Origin of the sequence: Delftia sp. ASV31, assembly GCF_016428765.1 — a bacterium.
Classification (GTDB): Bacteria; Pseudomonadota; Gammaproteobacteria; order Burkholderiales; family Burkholderiaceae_C; genus Comamonas; species Comamonas acidovorans.
Map to the genome: position 1 here is coordinate 1 of NZ_JAELTK010000026.1, position 18805 is coordinate 18805.

At 65.6% G+C, this 18805-nt stretch carries 13 protein-coding genes; 10 read left to right on the forward strand and 3 right to left on the reverse strand.

What is annotated here, in order from left to right; translation table 11 throughout:
* Positions 1-15 precede the first annotated feature (15 nt).
* The 8 genes from JHD82_RS11625 to JHD82_RS11660 all read left to right on the forward strand — a co-directional run bounded on the left by JHD82_RS11625 (position 16) and on the right by JHD82_RS11660 (position 7482).
* A complete protein-coding gene (locus tag JHD82_RS11625; protein WP_012206169.1) occupies positions 16-801 on the forward strand; it encodes a BMA_0021/BMA_0022 family TOMM bacteriocin in 786 nt (261 codons plus the stop codon).
* Complete coding sequence (locus tag JHD82_RS11630) at positions 776-1642, forward strand: class I SAM-dependent methyltransferase (protein ID WP_307838094.1); 867 nt, start codon at positions 776-778, stop codon at positions 1640-1642. Before JHD82_RS11625 ends, JHD82_RS11630 begins: the two co-directional genes overlap by 26 nt.
* Positions 1599-3824, forward strand: a complete 2226-nt coding sequence (locus JHD82_RS11635; protein WP_199136572.1) for a TOMM precursor leader peptide-binding protein — start codon at positions 1599-1601, stop codon at positions 3822-3824. Before JHD82_RS11630 ends, JHD82_RS11635 begins: the two co-directional genes overlap by 44 nt.
* Before the next feature lie 119 nt (positions 3825-3943).
* The gene (locus JHD82_RS11640; protein ID WP_012206172.1) at positions 3944-4888 is read left to right on the forward strand and encodes an FHA domain-containing protein; all 945 of its coding nucleotides are present in this window, start codon (positions 3944-3946) and stop codon (positions 4886-4888) included.
* Positions 4889-5087: 199 nt separating this feature from the next.
* Positions 5088-5423 (forward strand): hypothetical protein, encoded by a 336-nt coding sequence (locus JHD82_RS11645; RefSeq protein ID WP_225970979.1) that lies wholly within the window; start codon positions 5088-5090, stop codon positions 5421-5423.
* 93 nt (positions 5424-5516) lie between these two features.
* Positions 5517-5924, forward strand: a complete 408-nt coding sequence (locus tag JHD82_RS11650; RefSeq protein ID WP_199136574.1) for a GFA family protein — start codon at positions 5517-5519, stop codon at positions 5922-5924.
* A 545-nt stretch (positions 5925-6469) separates the two neighbouring features.
* Positions 6470-7204: a Crp/Fnr family transcriptional regulator gene (locus tag JHD82_RS11655; protein WP_199136576.1), complete on the forward strand. Its 735-nt coding sequence runs from the start codon at positions 6470-6472 to the stop codon at positions 7202-7204.
* 119 nt (positions 7205-7323) lie between these two features.
* Positions 7324-7482, forward strand: a complete 159-nt coding sequence (locus JHD82_RS11660; protein ID WP_199136578.1) for a DUF3309 domain-containing protein — start codon at positions 7324-7326, stop codon at positions 7480-7482.
* Here the strand turns inward: JHD82_RS11660 and JHD82_RS11665 are convergent.
* Complete coding sequence (locus tag JHD82_RS11665) at positions 7479-8267, reverse strand: GGDEF domain-containing protein (protein ID WP_080736917.1); 789 nt, start codon at positions 8265-8267, stop codon at positions 7479-7481. The two genes, JHD82_RS11660 and JHD82_RS11665, sit on opposite strands and share 4 nt — an antisense overlap.
* 150 nt (positions 8268-8417) lie before the next feature.
* The gene (locus tag JHD82_RS11670) at positions 8418-8642 is read right to left on the reverse strand and encodes a glycine zipper 2TM domain-containing protein (protein ID WP_013801898.1); all 225 of its coding nucleotides are present in this window, start codon (positions 8640-8642) and stop codon (positions 8418-8420) included.
* 275 nt (positions 8643-8917) lie between these two features.
* Between JHD82_RS11670 and JHD82_RS11675 the strand changes: the two genes are divergently transcribed.
* Together JHD82_RS11675 and JHD82_RS11680 are read left to right on the forward strand one after the other, a co-directional pair.
* Positions 8918-9160, forward strand: coding sequence for a hypothetical protein (locus JHD82_RS11675; protein ID WP_013801897.1), 243 nt, complete (start codon positions 8918-8920; stop codon positions 9158-9160).
* Positions 9161-9181: 21 nt separating this feature from the next.
* Positions 9182-17878: a GH36-type glycosyl hydrolase domain-containing protein gene (locus JHD82_RS11680; protein ID WP_199136580.1), complete on the forward strand. Its 8697-nt coding sequence runs from the start codon at positions 9182-9184 to the stop codon at positions 17876-17878.
* On the opposite strand, the gene JHD82_RS11685 is transcribed toward JHD82_RS11680, so the two are convergent.
* Complete coding sequence (locus JHD82_RS11685) at positions 17875-18594, reverse strand: Crp/Fnr family transcriptional regulator (RefSeq protein WP_013801895.1); 720 nt, start codon at positions 18592-18594, stop codon at positions 17875-17877. The genes JHD82_RS11680 and JHD82_RS11685 overlap by 4 nt on opposite strands.
* Between the last annotated feature and the right edge of the window lie 211 nt (positions 18595-18805).

An 18805-nucleotide genomic window follows, 5' to 3' on the forward strand; every position in this document is an offset into this window, starting at 1 on the left:
CGAGGATGAAGTCACATGACCACCCAGCTGCAGAATACTGAACCGTTGCTCGCATTCCGCCTTGCCTATCTGCGGGCCATCGCCCGCTCCTGGCAGGATGACGCCTACCGCCGTGACCTGCTGGGGCAGCGCGACATCCAGCCCATGCTGCACCGCGACTTCAGCCTGCCGACCCAGTGGCCACAGGTCGATGTGTCGCTGCGCCTGAGCGACGACCCCACCCAGCGCGCCGAATGGAAGCCCGTGCTCACGGCCGGCTGGATCGGTCCTGACGATGAATTCGTCATCGTCCTGCCCCAGGCGCCCCAGACCCACGCCTCCGAGGCCCTGGCCGCCTACTACCAGCTGTTCCCCAACTTCATGGGCGTCAGCACCTCGTTCGAGGAACCGAGCAACGGCACGCTCAAGGCCGCCCTGCCCACGGGCCTGGGCATCCCCGGCGGCGGCCCGGACTCGCTGCTGGCCTTTGGCGGCGTGGTGCTGCGCGCCATCGCCCTGGCCTGGCAGTCGCCCGAGTTCCACGCAGAGCTGACGCGTGACGACGGCAAGGACAAGGCCCCCGTGCTGAGCCAATGGCTGGGCTACAACAACCCGTTCAACTTCCAGGTGCGCTTCGAGACCGAGCAGGCCTTCACCTGGGATGCGGCACGCGGCGAATGGAACCTGCAGCGCGCAGACGGCACGGCCATCAAGAACGGCATCGTGCTGAACTACCCGGTGGCACCCGCCGAGCAGGACCTGTGGGCCATCGCCCTCACCTCCTACAACAACACCGGTGACGCCTACCCCTTTACCTGCTGATACGGCACCGGCGCAGCTGCAAGGGGCCACGGCCACCTTGCTGCTGACGCTGGCGGCACGTGCCCGGGCGGCAGGTCCGGCAGCTTCCTCGGAACTGCCGGAACTGCCGCCTTTTTCCGACCCCGAGGCGCGCCGCATTGCCGCCGCCCTGCCCCAGGCCAGCGAGGCCCATGCGGCCGACCCCGCCTTTGTACGCAGCGTGGTGCTGCGCTCGCAGCTGTTCGACCGGCTCACCACCGAATTTCTGACCGCCCATCCATCCGGCCTGTGCATTGCGCTGGGTGCAGGCCTGTGCACGCGGCGCAACCGTCTGGCTCCCGAGGCCGGCACCGCACGCTGGCTGAACGTGGACCTGCCCGACGCCATCGCCCTGCGCGCGCAATACATTGCAGGCCCTGAAGCCAACCTCGCCTGCTCCATCCTCGACACCTCCTGGCTGGACACCGCCGCCCTGCCCGGCAACCAGCCCGTTCTGGTGCTGCTGGAAGGCGTCTGCCCCTATCTTCCCCAGGCTGCGCTGGAGGCCATGCTGCAGCAGCTGGCCCAGCGCTTTGCCGCGCCCGGCAGCCCGCCGTGCACCGTCGTGCTCGACCATGTGCACCCGGCCCTTGCGAGGCTGCCCATGCAGGTGGGCGGAATGCGCCTGCCCGTCGTCTCCGGCTTTGCGGACGGCGCGCAGATAGAGCGCATCCACCCCGCCATCCGCATCAGCCTGCAAGAGCACCTGTATGCCCGCTTCTCGCAGCAGCACCAGCTGTTCGAGACCGCCTTCCACGCCACCACCGGCCAGCACCCCTATGCCGTCGTCCGCCTTGAACTCGGAGCACCGTCTCTTGCCTGAGCCCACGGCCCCGGACCTGTTCGCCCACGCCTTTCGCTGGCACGAGAAATTCCTGCCGCCCGTGCAGCAGGGCGACCGCCTTTTGCTGGCCAGCGAACGCGACACCCTGGCCCTGGGCTCCGCCGCCGTGCTGGCGCTGAACGCCCCGCTGCAGGCCGGCACCAGCCTCATGCAGCACTGCGCCGCAGCGCCCGATGCGCCGCTTGCACAGATGCTGCACGCCCTGGGCGCCCTGCTGCGCCAGGGCCTGGTCCAGCCGGTACAGCACAGCGGCTTGAACGGCCCCGGTTATCTGCAACCGGATTTCTCGGCCCCGTCCGTGCGCCTGCAGGCATCGGAGCAGATCGACATCGTCATGCTGACTGCAGCGCTGGACAGCACAGCCGCCTGCCACTGGGCTGTGGCCGTTGCTGCGGCCGTGGCCACGCAGGCCCCCGCCCCCACCCCCCTCACCATCGTTTTCTGCGACGACTATCTGGACCCGCGCCTGGGCGCCATTGACGCCAACCAGCGTGCCGCAGGCCGGCCCTGGCTGCTGGTGCGGCCAGCGGGCGAGCAGGCCATGGCGGGGCCGCTTTTCAAACCCCAGGCAGCGGCCTGCTGGCATTGCCTCGCACACCGCTGGCAACGCAACCATCCCGCACGCGGCGGCAAGCATGGCCAGCCTCAGGACAGCGACCGCTGCCCGCCCGTGCGCGCCGGCGCCGACCTCATCGCCACGCGGCTGCAGGCCCTGCTGCCCATGGTGCAGCGCCTGCTGGCGCACACCGATGCGGCGCAAACCGTGTGGACGCTGGAGCCTGAGCAGCCCCACCCGGTGGCCGCCCGCCCGCAATGCCCGCACTGCGGCACGCCGGGGCTGATGGCCCTGCGCCAGCGTGAACGCATTGCGCCAGTTCCAGGCACGCATGCAGCGCGCGCCGATGGCGGCTGGCGCAGCGTGCCGGCCGAGACCACGGTGCAGCGCCTGTCGCAGCACGTCAGCCCGCTGACCGGCGTGATTGCCAGCGTCACGCCGCTGACGGCCGAGACAGACGAAGCGCTCACCGTCTACCGCAGCGAAATCTTCAGAACACCGGCCCCCGGCAGCACCAGCCTGGCCGGCTCCGGAACACAGCTGTGCCTGGGCAAGGGCCTGTCGGCCATGCAGGCCCGCGCCAGCGCCATGTGCGAAGCCGTGGAGCGCTACGCCGCCTTCCACCAGGGCGACGAAGCCGTGGTCATCGGCCCCGCCGCCGAGCTGGACGCGCCCTGCATCACGCCCACGGAACTGGCCCGCTTCAGCGAGCGGCAGACTGCCGGCTTTGCCACCGACAGGCCGCCGCATGCCGTGGCCCCCAGCGCCGGCCAGTGCGAACCCCTGTGGTGGGCTCCCGCCTGGTCCCTGACCGCCGATGCGCGCCGCTACCTGCCGCTGGCCTTCTGCCTGGCCCATGCGCCTGCGCAAAGCCAGTACCACGTGGGCTGGACCTCCAACGGCTGCGCCGCAGGCAACACGCGGGAAGAAGCCATCCTGCAAGGCTTCATGGAACTGGTGGAACGCGACGCCGCCGCCATCTGGTGGTACGGCCAGATCCGCAGGCCCGCCATTGCGCTGCAAGGCATCGACCAGGCCACACGCCAGCGCCTGGACCGCAGCTGCGGCCCGCAATGGTCGTACTGGCTGCTGGACATCACGCACGACTTCGGCATACCCGTGGTCGTCTCCGTGGGCCGTCATGCACAGACCGGCCAATGGGCCGTGGGCTTTGGCTGCAGCCTGGACCTCGCCCTGGCCTGCGAACGCGCCCTCACCGAAATCAGCCAGCTGATCGCGGCCGGCAAAAGCTTTGCCGTGCCCGAGCCACTGCAGGCCTTCCTGCACCCTGCGGACAGCGCCGATGCACCGCCGCAACAGCCTGCGCCTCTGTCTGGGCACACGCCGGACACCACGCCGCCAGACATTGCCCAGGCCATTGCGCGCTGCGTGAACATCGCACGCGGCCTGGGCCTGGAAACCATCGTCTACGACCACTCGCGCCCCGACATCCCTGTGCACACCGTCAAGGTCGTGATTCCCGGCCTGTGCCATATCTGGCCGGAGCTGGGCAATCCACGGCTGCGCAACGTACCCGTGGCCCTGGGCTGGCGCAGCCGGCCGCTGCAGGAATCCGAACTGAATCCGCAGGCTCTGTACGTTTGACAAACTGAAACGCGCAGCGGGCATGTACTCTCTCAGCTTGGCAACAGGCTGCCGGCTCCGGGCCAATGCGCCCCCAGCCCACCCCCTGTTCACACAAGCCCCAAGGAGAATTCGAGGCGATGGCCCTCTTTCGTAACCAACTCGACGGCCGCATCGTCGTGCTGCGGCCCCTGCATACCTTCGGCCGCCATCCCTCGGTCTGCCAGACCGTCATGAAGGCGCCCGACGTCTCCCAGGTCCACGCACTGTTCCGCTGGAACCGGCAGACCTGGGAAATCGTGGACCAGAGCCGCAACGGCACCATGCTCAACGGCGTGCGCCTGGTCGCCGGCCGCTGGACCGTTTTGGCGGTGGGCGCCAAGCTCAGCATGGGCGAAGGCGCAGAAGCGGCCTGGACCGTGGAAGACCTGGGACCTCCCATCACCTGCCTGAGCCCCGGCCCGGGCCTGCCCCAGGACGGCCCCCTGGCCCTGAACCCGCGCGGCACCCTGCTGCCCGACGCGCAGGAGCCCGAAGCCAACGTCTTCTTCGAGGACGGCCGCTGGCTGCAGGAGTCCGGCGACGGCACCGAGCCGCTGGTGGACGGTGCCATGGTCCACACCTCCGCTGGCAGCTGGGAATTCGTGCAATGCGACGACCTGGAATCCACGCGGGAAAGCAGCTTCGACCCGCGTGCGCCCAAGCCGCCGGAAGTGTCCTTTCGCTTCACCGTCAGCCAGAACGAAGAGCACGCCAGCCTGACCGTCATGAGCGACGGCAAACCCATTGCGCTGGGCGAACGCATACACCACTACACCCTGGTCACCCTGGCCCGCGTGCGCCAGCAGGACGCAGAAAAAGGCCTGGCCCCCGCAAGCCAGGGCTGGATAGAGCTCGATGCGCTCTCACGCATGCTGGGCGTGGAGCCCTCGTACGTGAACATCCAGATCTTCCGCGCCAAGCACCAGATCCTCAGCGCCCTGCCCGAATGCGCTGCCTCGCCCGCCCTGGTGGAGCGGCGGCGCGGCAGCCTGCGCTTCGGGGACTTTCCGTTCGAGATCGAAGGCGGGGCGCGCAGCGCCTGAACGGCGAACTGCAACGGAGAACGGCAGGCACACGGCGCATCGCTCGCCGCATGTAATCAGCTGTAATTTTCTTGTTGTGCACACGTGAATAAAGTGGGAACCGGTTCTTGCCGCCTGCGGTGCGAACCCTCTCACCCTCCTCCCGGACCGGGTTGCCCGAGTCCACTGGCGCACCTGGAAGACGCAAATGAGCATGGACATGCGACGTGTACTGTTGATCCCCGCCAGCGCGCGGCCTGTTGACCCTGGCCTGGCCAGCCTTTCCATGGACGCACAGGTCTGGGAAAACGGCTATCCCCTGGTCGTAGGCAAGGCCCGCCACGGCCTGCTGCAGGACTTCTGGCGGCACTACTACGGCGAATCCGCCGCCATGTTCGTCGCCGCCGACCAACTGCTGGAACTGCACAACGACATCATGGCCGCCATCCCCGCCTGCGTGGGCGAGATGCCAGTGCTGCGCTTTCTCAACGATCTCGGAAGAATGTGCCTGCAGGCACATGGGGACGGCAGCGGGCTGCAGGTCATCGGCGACTGACGAAACGGATGACTCCTGGGGTTGCCGCGCGTCCCTGTCGCGGCATTGGGGCGCATGCACAATTGCATGCGCCTTTTTTGCGCCCGACCGACCATGAGCAACGCCCCGGATAGCCCCTCTCTTGCCCTGACCGGCAGCTGCCTGTGCGGCGCCATCGCCTATGAACTGCGGTCCAGCCCCAAAGCCGTGTCGCACTGCCACTGCCGCATCTGCCAGAAGGCCCACGGCGCCGCATTCGCCACCTACGGCAGCGTGCCGGCAAAGGACCTTGTCTTCACTCAGGGCCAGGAGCAATTGCGCTCCTTTGCCTCATCGCCCGGCATCACGCGCTGCTTTTGCCAGCAATGCGGCTCATCGCTGACGTGGCACAGCGCGCATTACGCAGAGGGCGCCTGGATCTCCGTTGCTTTGGCCACGCTGGATTCGGAGTTGGTGGTGGGTGGGCAGCGGCATGTGAATCGGGGGGTGGGGATGGGGTGGGTGGATTTTGGGATGGGGTGATCGGGGGCTGGTTCGGCCAGGAGCGGCTGTTTGCGACGCCCGCTTGGGTTGGCTGTTTCAGGCTGAACTGCGACATTCACGGCGCAGTGCGTGAGTGGCTGCAAAGGTCAAGACCGGTCACTCGCTGGTTGTTCTGCAAGGCGCTGCCGGCGCCCAAGTTCCGAGATTTTTGAATTGGCGGTCATGGCGCCTTCCGTGCGTGGCATTTCTTCGTTTTTTTTAGTTGCGTAGGCCGGCCAGCGTTATTTTTTGATCTATTTTTGCTATTTTTCCGTTCGCCAGCGCACATCATGGAAAAAATATTCTGGATGCGCAATTAAATGACCTCATCTCGGATTCGGCAGCAGAACTGAGTTTCATATGAAACACCGCCTTCCCGGCAGCGGGCTTTGCGTACGCAGCCGCACATACATGGAATCAAAAAAGCACCATGATCAATAGTGCGGCCTGCTTGAAGAGAAAAATCATCTGATGACCTGGCTTCAGCGTCAGTCATCGAGGTATCCATCACGAGAAATGAACGAAACTCATTTCATTGGAATTGTATGAAAAATTCGGGTGCCCATCATGCCAATATTGAAAACAGGATAATACGCCTGCTTTATCCTTCATCGGCAGATCACTTTGTTGAGCACTGTGAAATCTTCAAATTGATCGCATTATCAGAATTGAGCAAAGCAGGCAACCCTCTGGAGCACGCTTACTTTCCTGAAAGCGGCTGCATCTCCTTGGTCATGGAAATCAACAGCAACCATTCCCTGGGAAATTCCCTGGGAATAGGCATGGTAGGGAATGAGGCGATGGTCGGGTCAGAAATCATTCTAGGCCATGCAACACCTCCTCCTTGGAAGATTTTGGTACAGCAATCTGGTACCTGCTGGCGAATAAGCCGCACGGATCTAGAAAAGCAGTGCACAGAGATCCCCATGCTCGGTGAATTGATTAAAAATTTCATACTTGTGCGCTTGCATCAACAGGCACGTTTCACAGTCTGCCTTAACTACCATACGGCAGCCTCCCGTCTGGCCCGATGGCTGTTGATGAGCAGCGACCGATGTGCCGGCAGCTTTCATGTCACACAGCAATTCATGGCACTGATACTGGGCGTACGGCGTGTCAGCATCACCAATATCGCCAGCAGATTTCAGAGCGACGGCATGATTGCCTACAAACGTGGTGAGATGATGGTATTGAACCGCGCAGCGCTGGAAAACAGGGCGTGCAGCTGCTACGCGGCAGACAGACAAATCTATTCAAGAATCATGGGCACTCCGGCCTGAAAGGCCAAAAGTCAACAAGTCAAAAATCCAAGGACGTGCGCCAGCGCACAGACCATCGCTTGGGAACACGATGCAATGCAACTCTACGCAGTGCATTGCAAAGCGCCTTGGAGAGCATCATGAGTCTGACCACCATTCTTCTAATCGTCCTGATCCTGGTGTTTGTAGGCGCTCTGCCTTCATGGCCCCACAGCCGCAACTGGGGATACGCTCCCAGCATTGCGATAAGCCTGCTGGTGGTGGTGGTCGTGGTATTGCTGCTTACGGGGCGGGCCTAGGTGCCCTCAAAAACACTGAACTGATAGCCGCTGCGCATGCGCTTGGCCCGATACATGGCGCGATCCGCATCAGCAATCAATTGCTCCGCAGACACAGGCCATTCGTGTGCGATCACGATGCCCATGCTGGCCTCCACTTTCAGCTCCAGCCCGTTGCAGTGAATGGGGTTGGCTATTTCCCTGCAGATCATTCTGGCCAGGGCGCGCAGCTGCTCCATTTCCGGAGAGGGCTCCAGCAGGCATGCGAACTCGTCGCCTCCCAGCCTGCACACCAGATCCTCGCGGCGGATGAAGGATCTCAGGCGGCCCGATACGACCTTGAGGACTTCATCTCCTGCACTGTGGCCATGGAGATCGTTGATTGTCTTGAAGCCATCCAGATCCATATACAACACCGCGATGGGAATGGCCTGGGGCATGGCAAAGCCGATCGCTCTGGAAAGCCGATCCAGGAATGAGAACCTGTTCGGCAGGGAGGTCAGATGGTCATGTGTCGCCAGGTGATGCGCTGCGCGTTCATCCGCCTTGGTCCTGTCAAGCTCGAAATGCGCCTTTCCCAGGGCGATACGCGTGTTGTGCAACTCCTCGCGCAGTGAATCGCATTGCCGCTGCAGGCCTTGCAAACAGGCTTCAAGCCCCTTGCGCATTCGATTTTCCACGGAGACGCCCAGCCAGTGATTTCGCTCGAAATCCGACTGGATGGCGTGGGGGCGAAGGCCTGCTTCGTCTGCAAAAAAAGCACCTGTTCTTCTTGATCCGATGTGCCTTGGATACCTTTGAGCCATGGTGTTCCTCAGAATTCGCCATGCTTGAGGGAAACGGATGATTCGCAGATCCGGAAGATGAATATCGCCTTCACCATTTCACAGACAAGCCCTTGATCCGCCAGCGATTTCTGCATGGCCATGCAGGATGCCAAGCCTGCATGGCCAGGTTTACTTCTTGTCCTTGCCGACCTGGTTGCCGATGACTCCACCGACCGCAGCACCACCGACCGTTCCCACAGCGCTGCCTCCTGTGAGCACGGCCCCGCCGATCGCTCCTGCACCCGCACCGATCGCCGTGCTTTGATCCCTTTTGGACATATTGCCGCAGCCGGCCAGGCCCATCAGCAGGACTGTCGCCGCCAGGGCGAGCGCATTGACCTTGATTTTTTTCATGGGAGAACCTCTTTGAAACGTAGTGGACTGGTGCATGGCGTGGAGGCTGCCCGCCCTGGTCAGGAACGCCGTCCACCGCACCCACGCGCTGCGCTGTGCCTGCCATGCCGTCCCACAGTGGCCTGTTCGCACATCGCCGTCGGTGCGGTAGGGCACATCGCCACGTGTTGCCCGTGAATGTTCGTCTGCGCACAGACGCCGCGGCCTGCGCTCCCTACAAGAGGGCATGTGTCCAAGGGATTGCATCCGCGCAATCCGCACCAGGAGTTCCGCCCATGCCCCGCTTTTCCAACCTCGTCCCGACCTGGGACACCTCCTGCGTCGGCGGGCCTGCCAGCCTGTCCCAGATGGATCGCCTCATGCTCACCGAGCACCTGGCGCACTGCGATGCGCTGAGAAGGCCATTGCTCGCGCTTTGGACGGGATTCACGGCCATCCACCGCATGCTGGGCGAGCGCACGCTGACGGGAATGCTGCTGATCGCAACCCTGGCCGCCGTCGTGTGGCTTGCACTGTAGTGCGTTGCCCGGAAGCCATGAATGCAAATGCGCAAGCGCTGGAAATGGATACCGCCACATATCAGCCACCTGCTGGATGCCCGCCATGGAGAAGTCCTGGCACCCATCAGGTCGGAGCTTTTTGGCTGCGCACACTTTGAACAGTATGGGATGACCCTGGGGGGCGCGCATGCCGTAGGCCGCCCCCGTTTTGGCCAGGCGACGTTCTATCCACGTCTTGAAAACAATCTCAGATCCCTGCGCACCTCATTCAGGTACATCGCCGGCCTGCACCAGGAGGGCCATGAGCTGGGATCTGGCGCAGAGTGGCTTTTCGACAATTTCCACCTGATCGAGGATCAGTTGCGGGAGATCAGCGAAGGCCTTTCCATCCGCTACTACCGCTCGCTGCCCGTCTTGCAGGAGGCCCCGCTCACAGGCCTTCCACGCATCTACCAGGTGGCATGGTCCTTTGTCGCCCACACCGATGGTGCCTTCGATGAATCGCTATTGACCTGTTTTCTTGACGCATACCAGAGCAAGAGCGAACTCAGCCAGGGTGAGCTCTGGGCGCTGCCCACCACGCTGCGGGTGATTCTGGTCGAGAATTTGAGGCGCCTGGCGGAGCGGATTGCGTGCCAGGCGGCGGCCAAGGAGGTGGCCACCCTGGCTGCGGGCCATATCGACAGGCTCGATGCCGCCGGCTTCCACGAAATCCACCGCTTGATGCAATTGCGCGGCGTAGGCCAGGTCTTCCTGTCCCATCTGGCGCAAACACTCTTTGGGCATCGCTCGGTCTTCAGCGACGGCGCGTACATGCAGATCGAAGAGTGGCTGCGCAGTGCAGTGCCCGATCTGGCGGCACTGCAGGTGCAGCAGCATGCCGACAGCGCGGCCGACCACCTGAGCGTGGGCAATGCGGTGGCCTCGCTGCGGCTGGTGGGCGCCGGGGACTGGCCCGGTATTGTGGGCAGGACCAGCCTGGTCGTGCGCGCACTGCAGGCCTCGCCCGTTTTCCTGGCCGAGGACGATGCCAGCCGCAACACTACGCTGCATGGCATAGAGCGCCTGGCCGCGCGCAGCCCTGATCGCTCCGAAGCCGCTGTGGCCAGGGCCCTCATCCGGTTGATGGGCCAGTCGCAGGGCGCAGCCCAACTGGCAGGGTACTGGCTGCAGGGAGAGGGACGCGCCCAACTGGAGAACATGTTCGGCGCGCGACGGCCCCTGTCGGACCGCTGGTATGCCATCCTCCTGCTGTCGCGCACGGTCACCTACATCGGCGCCGTTGTGGCGGCTTCGCTGGCCCTGGTGGCATGGATGCTGCACCTCAACGGCGCAGGCAATGCCGCCGCGATGCAGGGTCCACTGGGTCCCCTGGGCCCGCTGGACGCATGGGTGGGCCATGCAGGCCTGGCCCTGCTGGGACTGCTCATGTTTTTCCCGGCCTCCGAGGCGGTTTTGGCCCTGGTGAACCGGCTCATATGCGAGTCCGCCACTCCAGCGCATCTGCCGCGCTTTCTCTTGAAGGAGGGGATCGGCCCCTCGGCGCGCACCCTGGTCGTCATTCCTGCGCTGCTGAGCAAACCGGCTGCCATCTCCGAACTGGCACACCGGCTGCAGCTGCACTATCTCGCCAATCCCGAGCACTGTGTCCATTTCGCGCTGCTGAGCGATTGGGCGGATGCGGACCTGCAGGGCACGGCCGACGATGAGCCGCTGCTCGCGCAGGCACGCGAAAAGATACAGGCGCTCAACCTGCGCTACCCCGCCGGCGAGGGCCAGGCCCAGCGCTTTTTGCTGCTGCACCGCCCCCGGTCCTTCAGCGCGACGCAGGGCCTGTGGATGGGCTGGGAGCGCAAGCGCGGCAAGCTCGAGCAACTGGTGGCCGCGCTTGCGACGGAAATGCCGGCCCCCTTCCTGGAGATGGGCGTGCTGTCCGACCTGCCTGCCGGCGTGCGCTATGTGCTGACGCTGGACAGCGACACCGAACTGCCGCCGGGCCAGGTCAGGGCCTTGGTAGGCATCGCCGAGCACCCGCACAACCAGCCTGAACTGGATGCCACCGGGCGCAAGGTCATACGCGGCTACGGCATCCTGCAGCCGCACGTGGTGGCACCCTTGCCGCAGACGCGGCAAACCTCTGCCTGGCAGTGGCTTTTTTCCGGACAGCGGGGCATGGACCCCTACAGCGCAGCCACTTCGGATGTGTACCAGGACCTCTTTGGAGAAGGCAGTTTCATCGGCAAGGGCCTTCTCCATGTGCAGGCCCTGCACGCCGTGCTGTCGCAGCGCCTGCCCGAGGACCGCATCCTCAGCCATGACCTGCTGGAAGGCTCGCTGGCCCGCTGCGCGGCGATCTCCGATGTGACCGTGATGGAGTCGGACCCGCTGCACAGCGACACGGCAGCAGCCCGGCTGCATCGCTGGGTGCGCGGGGACTGGCAATTGCTGCCCGTGCTGTGGCACGGCAGATACTGGCAACTGGCGGCCATCCACCGATGGAAGCTGTTCGACAACCTGCGCCGCTCCCTGGTTGCGCCCGTGTCGCTGCTGCTGATCGTGCTGTCCATGGCAGGACATGGCCTGGCCCTGCCTTTGTCCCTGGCACTGGCGGCGGCGGCCTGCATCACCGGGCCGTTGATAGGCGCCATCGCCGGTGCCCTTCCGCACCATGCGCGATTCGTGGGCAGCCGCTTCGCACTGCAGTGCGCACGGCAGTTGCTGCAGGTAGCACTGTCCGGCGCGTGGTACCTGGCGCAACTGCTGCCGCAGGCCATGCTCCACGCGGATGCCGTGGCCCGCACGCTGTACCGCATGGCCGTAAGCAAAAGGCATCTGCTGGAATGGACCACCGCCGAAGCATCCCATGCCGCCATCCGGCCCGGCTGGGCGCCGGCCTTGTCAAGGCACTGGCACAGCACCGTGCTCGCGCTTTCGCTGCTGGCGGCCCTGTGGCTGCTGCCCGCCCCGCTGCCAGCTGCGGCATGGCTGCTGCTGTCCGCCTGGGTTTTCACCCCGGCCCTGGTCTGGCTGTGCAATGCCCCGTGTCGGGCCCCTTTCAGCCATGCAGGGCTGCAGACCACAGACCGCGAACTGCTGCAGGACATTGCGCGCGACACCTGGCGGCTTTTCGAGCGCTGCGTGGGCGAAGGCGACAACCACCTGCCCCCGGACAACCTTCAGACGGCGCCGTTCGAGGTGCTCGCCCACCGGACCTCTCCCACCAACATCGGCCTTTATCTGCTCAGCGCCGCCTGTGCGCGGCAGTTCGGCTGGATCGGCACCCAGGATCTGCTGATGCGCCTGGAAGCGACCTCGGCCACGCTGGCCAGGATGGAGCGCCACAACGGCCACTTCCTCAACTGGTATGACACCCAGAGCCTGCAGCCGCTGCTGCCTCGCTATGTCTCCACCGTGGACAGCGGCAACCTCGGAGCCCATCTGCTTGCCGTATCCCGCGCCTGCCTTGAGCTGGCCCGCGCCCCGCTGGATCCTGCGGCCAGCCAGCAGGCGATCCATGCGGCCAGGCGCCGGTTGAAACCCTGCCTGGCGGGCGCAGCGCGCCTGTTGCAGCGCCCGCTGCAGCAGACGGCGATCGGCCAGTTGCTGGACAGCCCCCTGGCCGATCCCGCAGACATATCGGCCCAGATGATGCTGCAGGGATTGCTGCGCGACGCCTTTGCGGAGCTTCACGCGCTCGATCTGCCGGAACCTGGGGCCGTGGCCGACACCCCGCCCGGGCCGCAGGACCCCTTGCCATGGCTGCTGGCCGACCTGCTGGCCACCCTGCAGTCGGCGGCCCTGGACGTCAGCGCCGTCGGCGCGGGGCAGCAAGATGCGATCTCCCTGCGCCTGCGGACGATGGCCCACACCCTGGAGCAGCTGGCGTGGGATGCGGATTTCCGTTTCCTGCTCGACCCGCGGCGGCAATTGCTGCACATAGGCTACCGGCTCGAGGAGCAGCAGCTCGACGCATCGTTCTACGACCTGCTGGCCTCCGAGTCCCGCACCACCAGCTTGCTGGCCATTGCCAAGGGCGACCTTCCCGCCAGGCACTGGAAGGCGTTGGGCCGGCCGTTCTTCGCCCATGGCCGCAACGCGATTTTGCGGTCCTGGTCGGGGTCCATGTTCGAGTACCTGATGCCTTCGCTGGTGGCAGTGGAGCCAGCGGGCAGCGCGCTGGACGAGGCCAACCGCTGCGCACTGCGCGAGCAGATGGCTTTTGCCAAGGGCCTGGGCATTCCCTGGGGCATGTCGGAAAGCGCCTATGCGGCGCGCGACCAGTCGCTGGCCTACCAGTACGCCTCCCAGGGAGTGCCCTGCCTGGCACTGCGCCGCACGCCGATGGCAGAGAAAGTCATCGCCCCCTACGCCACGGCGCTGGCCTGCCAGGTGGCTGCGGTACCCGCGTGCGCGAACTTCCGCGCGCTGGCCGCCCTGGCTGCGCGCGGGCGCTATGGCTTCTACGAGGCCCTGGACTTTTCTGCCGCACGGCAAATCCATGGCGGAAGGTTCACGCTCGTCAGCACCTACATGGCCCATCACCAGGGCATGACCATCGTGGCCCTGGCCAATGTGCTGCTGCAAGGGGTTGCACAGCGCTGGGGCTCTGACCACCCCCGCATCCAGGCCATGTCCACGCTGCTGCAGGAGCGCACCCCCCGCGAGCTTGCAGGCCTGAGGCCCGGCGCGCTGGCCGCACCCTTTTTGCATGCCCAGTCCCGACGGCCTGCCAACGCGATCCGCACCGTCGTCCCGGGGGTCCGGGCCCTGGAGCCGACCCTCTTGCTGAGCAATGGGCGCTACAGCGTTGCATTGCGCGCCAACGGAGCCGGGTGGAGCCGCCTGGGCAACACCCACATCACGCGTTGGCGCGATGACCTGCTGCGCGATGCGCACGGGAGCTTTGTCTACCTGCGAACGGACCGGGACAGCGCCCCGGTGTCCGTGACCCGCAGCCCGGCACCCGATCCGCAGGCGGCCTACACCAGCACGTTCCACCCGGACCGCATGTGCTTCGATGCCCGCTGGCCGCAGTGGCGTGTGCGCACCACGGTCTGGATCAGCCCTGAAGACGATATCGAGTTGCGCAAGGTCGTGCTGAACAACCTGGGTAACCTGCCCATGGACGTGGAGCTGATATCGGCCATGGAGGTGGTCCTGGCCGGCGCGGGCGCGGACGAGGCCCACCCGGCGTTCTCCAGCATGTTCGTGAAAGCGCACTGGCTGGCGCAGCAGCAGGGCATGCGTTTTGAGCGGGTTGCCCGCCACAAGGAGGAGAAGGTGGTGCAGATGGCCCATTTCGTGGCCGGCACGCAGGGGGAGGTCCTGGGCCTGCGCTACCAGAGCGATCGGGCGAAATGGGCCGGCCGCAATCACGCGGCCAGCCAGCCGCAGGCGTGCCTGAAGCCCGCACCGGGTGAAGCTGTCGCGCTGGACACCGGCCTGGACCCCGTCGCCGTGCTGGGCGTGCGCATGCGCGTGGGCCCTGGCAGACAAGTGAGCGTGGTGTTTGCGACGGCTGCCTGCGACAGTGCCAGCACCCTCATGGCCATCCTGGACAAGTACCGCCAGCCCAGCTATGTGGAGCGCACCTCCGTGATCTCCGCCACCTTGGCGCAGGGCCAGGATGCCCTGCAGCACCGGCCCCGGCCCGAGTACCTGCCGGCACTGCAACTGCTGGGCACGGCGCTGATGTTCACCCTGCCCAAGCTGCAGCCCGGCCTGCACCCGCATCGCGCAGGCGCCGTCCGCCTGCCGCAGATCCAGGACCGGCGCGTGCTGTGGCAGTTGGGCCTTTCGGGCGACAGGCCGATCATCGTGGTGAGTGCCGCGGCTCCCCAGGGCCTGGGCCTGCTGCGCATACTGGGACAGGCCCTGGGCGAATGGTCGCGTGCCGGCGTGGCCTGCGACCTGGTCGTGCTCAGCAGCGAGTTCCACTCCTACTACATGCCGGTGCAGGCCGAGTTGAACGCCATCGGCGAACAGCATGAGGCGGCCGGCAACGCCCGCCCAGGGCTGAGCACGACAGGCTTTCATGTCCTGGGCCAGGACACGCTCACCCCCGCGCAGGCAGCCTGCCTGGAGCGCCTGGCATGTGTGCGCCTGCATGCCGATGGCCGTGCATTGCTGCAACAGATCCATGCCTGGAGCGAGCAGTTCGAGGCCCAGGCCAGCCGGCGGCGCACAGCGCATCTGCCCCAGAAAATACCGGTCCAGCCAAGCCGGGGCTCGGCTGTCCCCGCATCGACCGGACAGTTCCTCGGCGACCATGGCCACTTCCAATTCGATGTCAGCGCATCCCGGCGTCCGGGCAGGCCCTGGATCAACGTCCTGGCCAACCCCAGCTTCGGAGGGCAGATATCCGAAAGCGGCGCAGGCAATACCTGGGCGATCAACAGCCGGCTCAATCAGGTCACGGCCTGGTCCAATGATCCCGTCTGCGACATGCCGTCCGAGTGGTTTTTTCTCCAGAACCGGCGCACACGCGAGACATGGAGCGTGGCCCCCAGCGCCTGGGGGCATGCCCAGGCCCGCTACAGCGTGGTGCATGGCCAGGGCTTCACTGAAATCGCCCACCGCCACGGCGACCTGGGCATCCGTGCGCGCTGGTGCGTGGACATCAGGACGGCCGTCAAGCAAGTGCGCATCACCCTGGTCAACCATGGCAACTCCAAGATGCACCTGAGGATGGCGGGCATGGTGGAGTGGATGCTGGGCGAGCGCCGGGCCGACCGCGCCACGCTGGAGACCATGGCCCTGTGGGCACCGGCGCCCGACAAGCGCTTTCTGGGCCTGCTATGCACCCAGACCGAGGCTGCGGGCGGCTTTGGCGGCGGCACGGCTTTCTTCTGCGAATCGCATGCCGGCGAAGGCACCCTCGCGGGAAAGCACGACAGCCTTGACTGGACCTGCGACCGCAGCGAGTTCTTTGCATCCGACGGACATTTGCAGCTCCCGGCACAGCTGGGGCAGCGCAGCGGATACGGGCTCGAACCCTGCGCAGCCCTGTCGCGCCTGGCCACGCTTCGGCCCGGCGTGGCCTGGGAGCAGACCTATCTGATCGGCCATGCCACGAGTCCCGATGCGGCGCGCCAGTTGCTGGAGCAAGCCACCGTCCTGGCCCCCCAGGCACGAGAACGGGCCAACAGCGACTACTGGGATGGCCTGCTCCAGGCCACGCAGATCCACACGCCCGATCCGCTGATGGACGTGCTTGTGAACCGCTGGCTGCCCTACCAGACGGTCTCCTCGCGGCTGTGGTCCAAGGCCGGTTTCTACCAGGCGGGAGGCGCCACCGGCTACCGCGACCAATTGCAGGACGCCATGGCGCTTGTCTGGGCCGATCCCGGCGTGCTGCGGCAACAGATCACGCTGTGCGCGTCACGGCAATTTCTCGAAGGGGACGTGCAGCACTGGTGGCATGCGCCTGCGGGTGCCGGCGTGCGCACCCGCTGCAGCGACGACCTGCTGTGGCTGCCCTTCGCCTGCTCGCACTATCTCCAGGCCACTGGCGACACGGCGCTGCTGCAGCAGCAGGTTCCGTTCCTGGAGGCGCCTGCCATTGCCGACGGCGTGGACGACGTCTACGAAACACCGGGCATCAGCGAAGTTTCGGCATCGGTCTACGAGCATGCGGCGCGCGCCATCGACCGCAGCCTTGCCGTGGGCGTGCACGGCCTGCCCCTGATGGGCGCAGGAGACTGGAACGATGGCATGAGCGCCGTTGGTCACCAAGGCCGGGGCGAATCGGTATGGCTCGCCTGGTTCCTGTGCGCCATCGTCACGGACTGGATACCGCTGGCACGCGGCTGCGGCGACGAAGCACGCGCCGACGCCTGGCAGACAGCCCTGGCCGGCTGGCGCCAGGCCCTGGATGTTGCGGGCTGGGATGGGCGCTGGTACCGGCGGGCGTTCTTCGATGACGGCACGGTGCTGGGTTCGGCCCGGCAGCCCGAGGCGCGCATCGATCTGATTGCGCAGGCCTGGTCGGTCCTGGTCACCACGTCAGGCACCTCGCGCCCGCGCATTGCCATGGAAGCGGTGGACACGGAACTGGTCCAGCCCGATACAGGCCTGATCCCGCTGCTGGCACCGCCCCTGGTCCATGGCCTTCCGCATGCAGGCTATATCCAAGCCTACCCGGCAGGGGTGCGGGAAAACGGCGGGCAGTACACGCATGCCGGAGCGTGGGCCGTGATGGCCGCCGCTTCGCTGGCCCTGCGCCAGGCGGCGCACGCCACCGCCACCGCCACCACCACCGGCAGCGAGCGCCTCCAGGACACACCCTACCGGTACTTCACTTACCTGAGTCCGGCCCATCGCGCCAGCCATCCCGTATGGGGCAGCCAATACGCCATCGAGCCTTACGCCATGGCAGCAGACGTATACACCCAGCCCCCTTTTGTCGGACGGGGCGGATGGAGCTGGTACACGGGCTCGGCTGCATGGATGCATCGCGCCGCGGTGGAATCCATCCTGGGGCTGCACATCCACGCCGGGGAACTGTTCTTCACCCCCTGCCTTCCTTCCCATTGGCCCCAGGCCGAACTGGTGTTGAAACGGGAGGGCCGCAGCATGCGCTTTCTCCTGATTCGCGGCAGCACCGACGCGCTGGCGGCCAGGTGTGCCGGGGAGGGCGCGGTCATGCTGCAGGTATCGCAGAGGCTGCGCTGGACAGAGCTGGCAGCGCACAGCTGCTTCGTCATCCCTGTGCAAGAGGCCGCGATCGGGACCTAGCAAGCGGTGATGTCCGGCAGCAACCGGTCGTACTCTTTTCTCACCACCGCATAGCACTCGCAGGAGCGTTGCTCCAGGCCCGTACGGTCCAGCACACTGATGCGGCCACGCGAATAGCGGATGATCTCGGCGCGCTGCAGCTTCAGCGCGGCCTCGGTCACTCCCTCGCGGCGGACTCCGAGCATGTTGGAGATCAACTCCTGCGTCATCACCAGGTCCGTGCCCTGGAGCCGGTCCAGGCTCAGCAGCAACCAGCGGCAAAGCTGCTGGTCAAGTGAATGGTGACGGTTGCAGACGGCGGTCTGGGCCATCTGGGTGATCAACGCCTGCGTGTAGCGCAGCAACAGGTGAAGAACCGGGCCACCGCGCTCGAACTCCGCCTGCATGGCGCCGACCTTCAGCCGATAGCCCCTGCCGGCGCTTTGAACGACCGCCCTGCTGGTTGTGGACCCTCCGCCCATGAAGAGGGAAATGCCCACAATCCCTTCGTTGCCCACCACCGCGATCTCCGCCGACGCACCGTTCTCCATCACGTACAGCAGGGAGACGATCGCCGTCGTGGGGAAGTACACGTGACTCATGACCCGGCCCGCTTCATACAGCACCTGGCCCAGGGCAAGCTCCACGGGCTCCAGCGCAGGCTCCCACCGCTGCCATGGCTCGGGTGGCAAGGAGGCGAGCAAATGATTGCCGGTGGACGCGGCGCAAGAGGGCATAAAGGCAATTCCAGTGCAGTCATCCCGGCACTTCAAGAGAGTCTGGAGACAGCAGAAATGACGCTCTTGCATCTTACGGGCCAGGCCCACCAGCTCTGTGCGGTACCGCACATACCGGCAGTGGCATCTGTGCCTGGCCCTGCGGGCCCCCGCATCCAGAAAGCCCCCCGAAAACCCTTGTGCCGCCACGCTTACAACATAATTTGTCTGC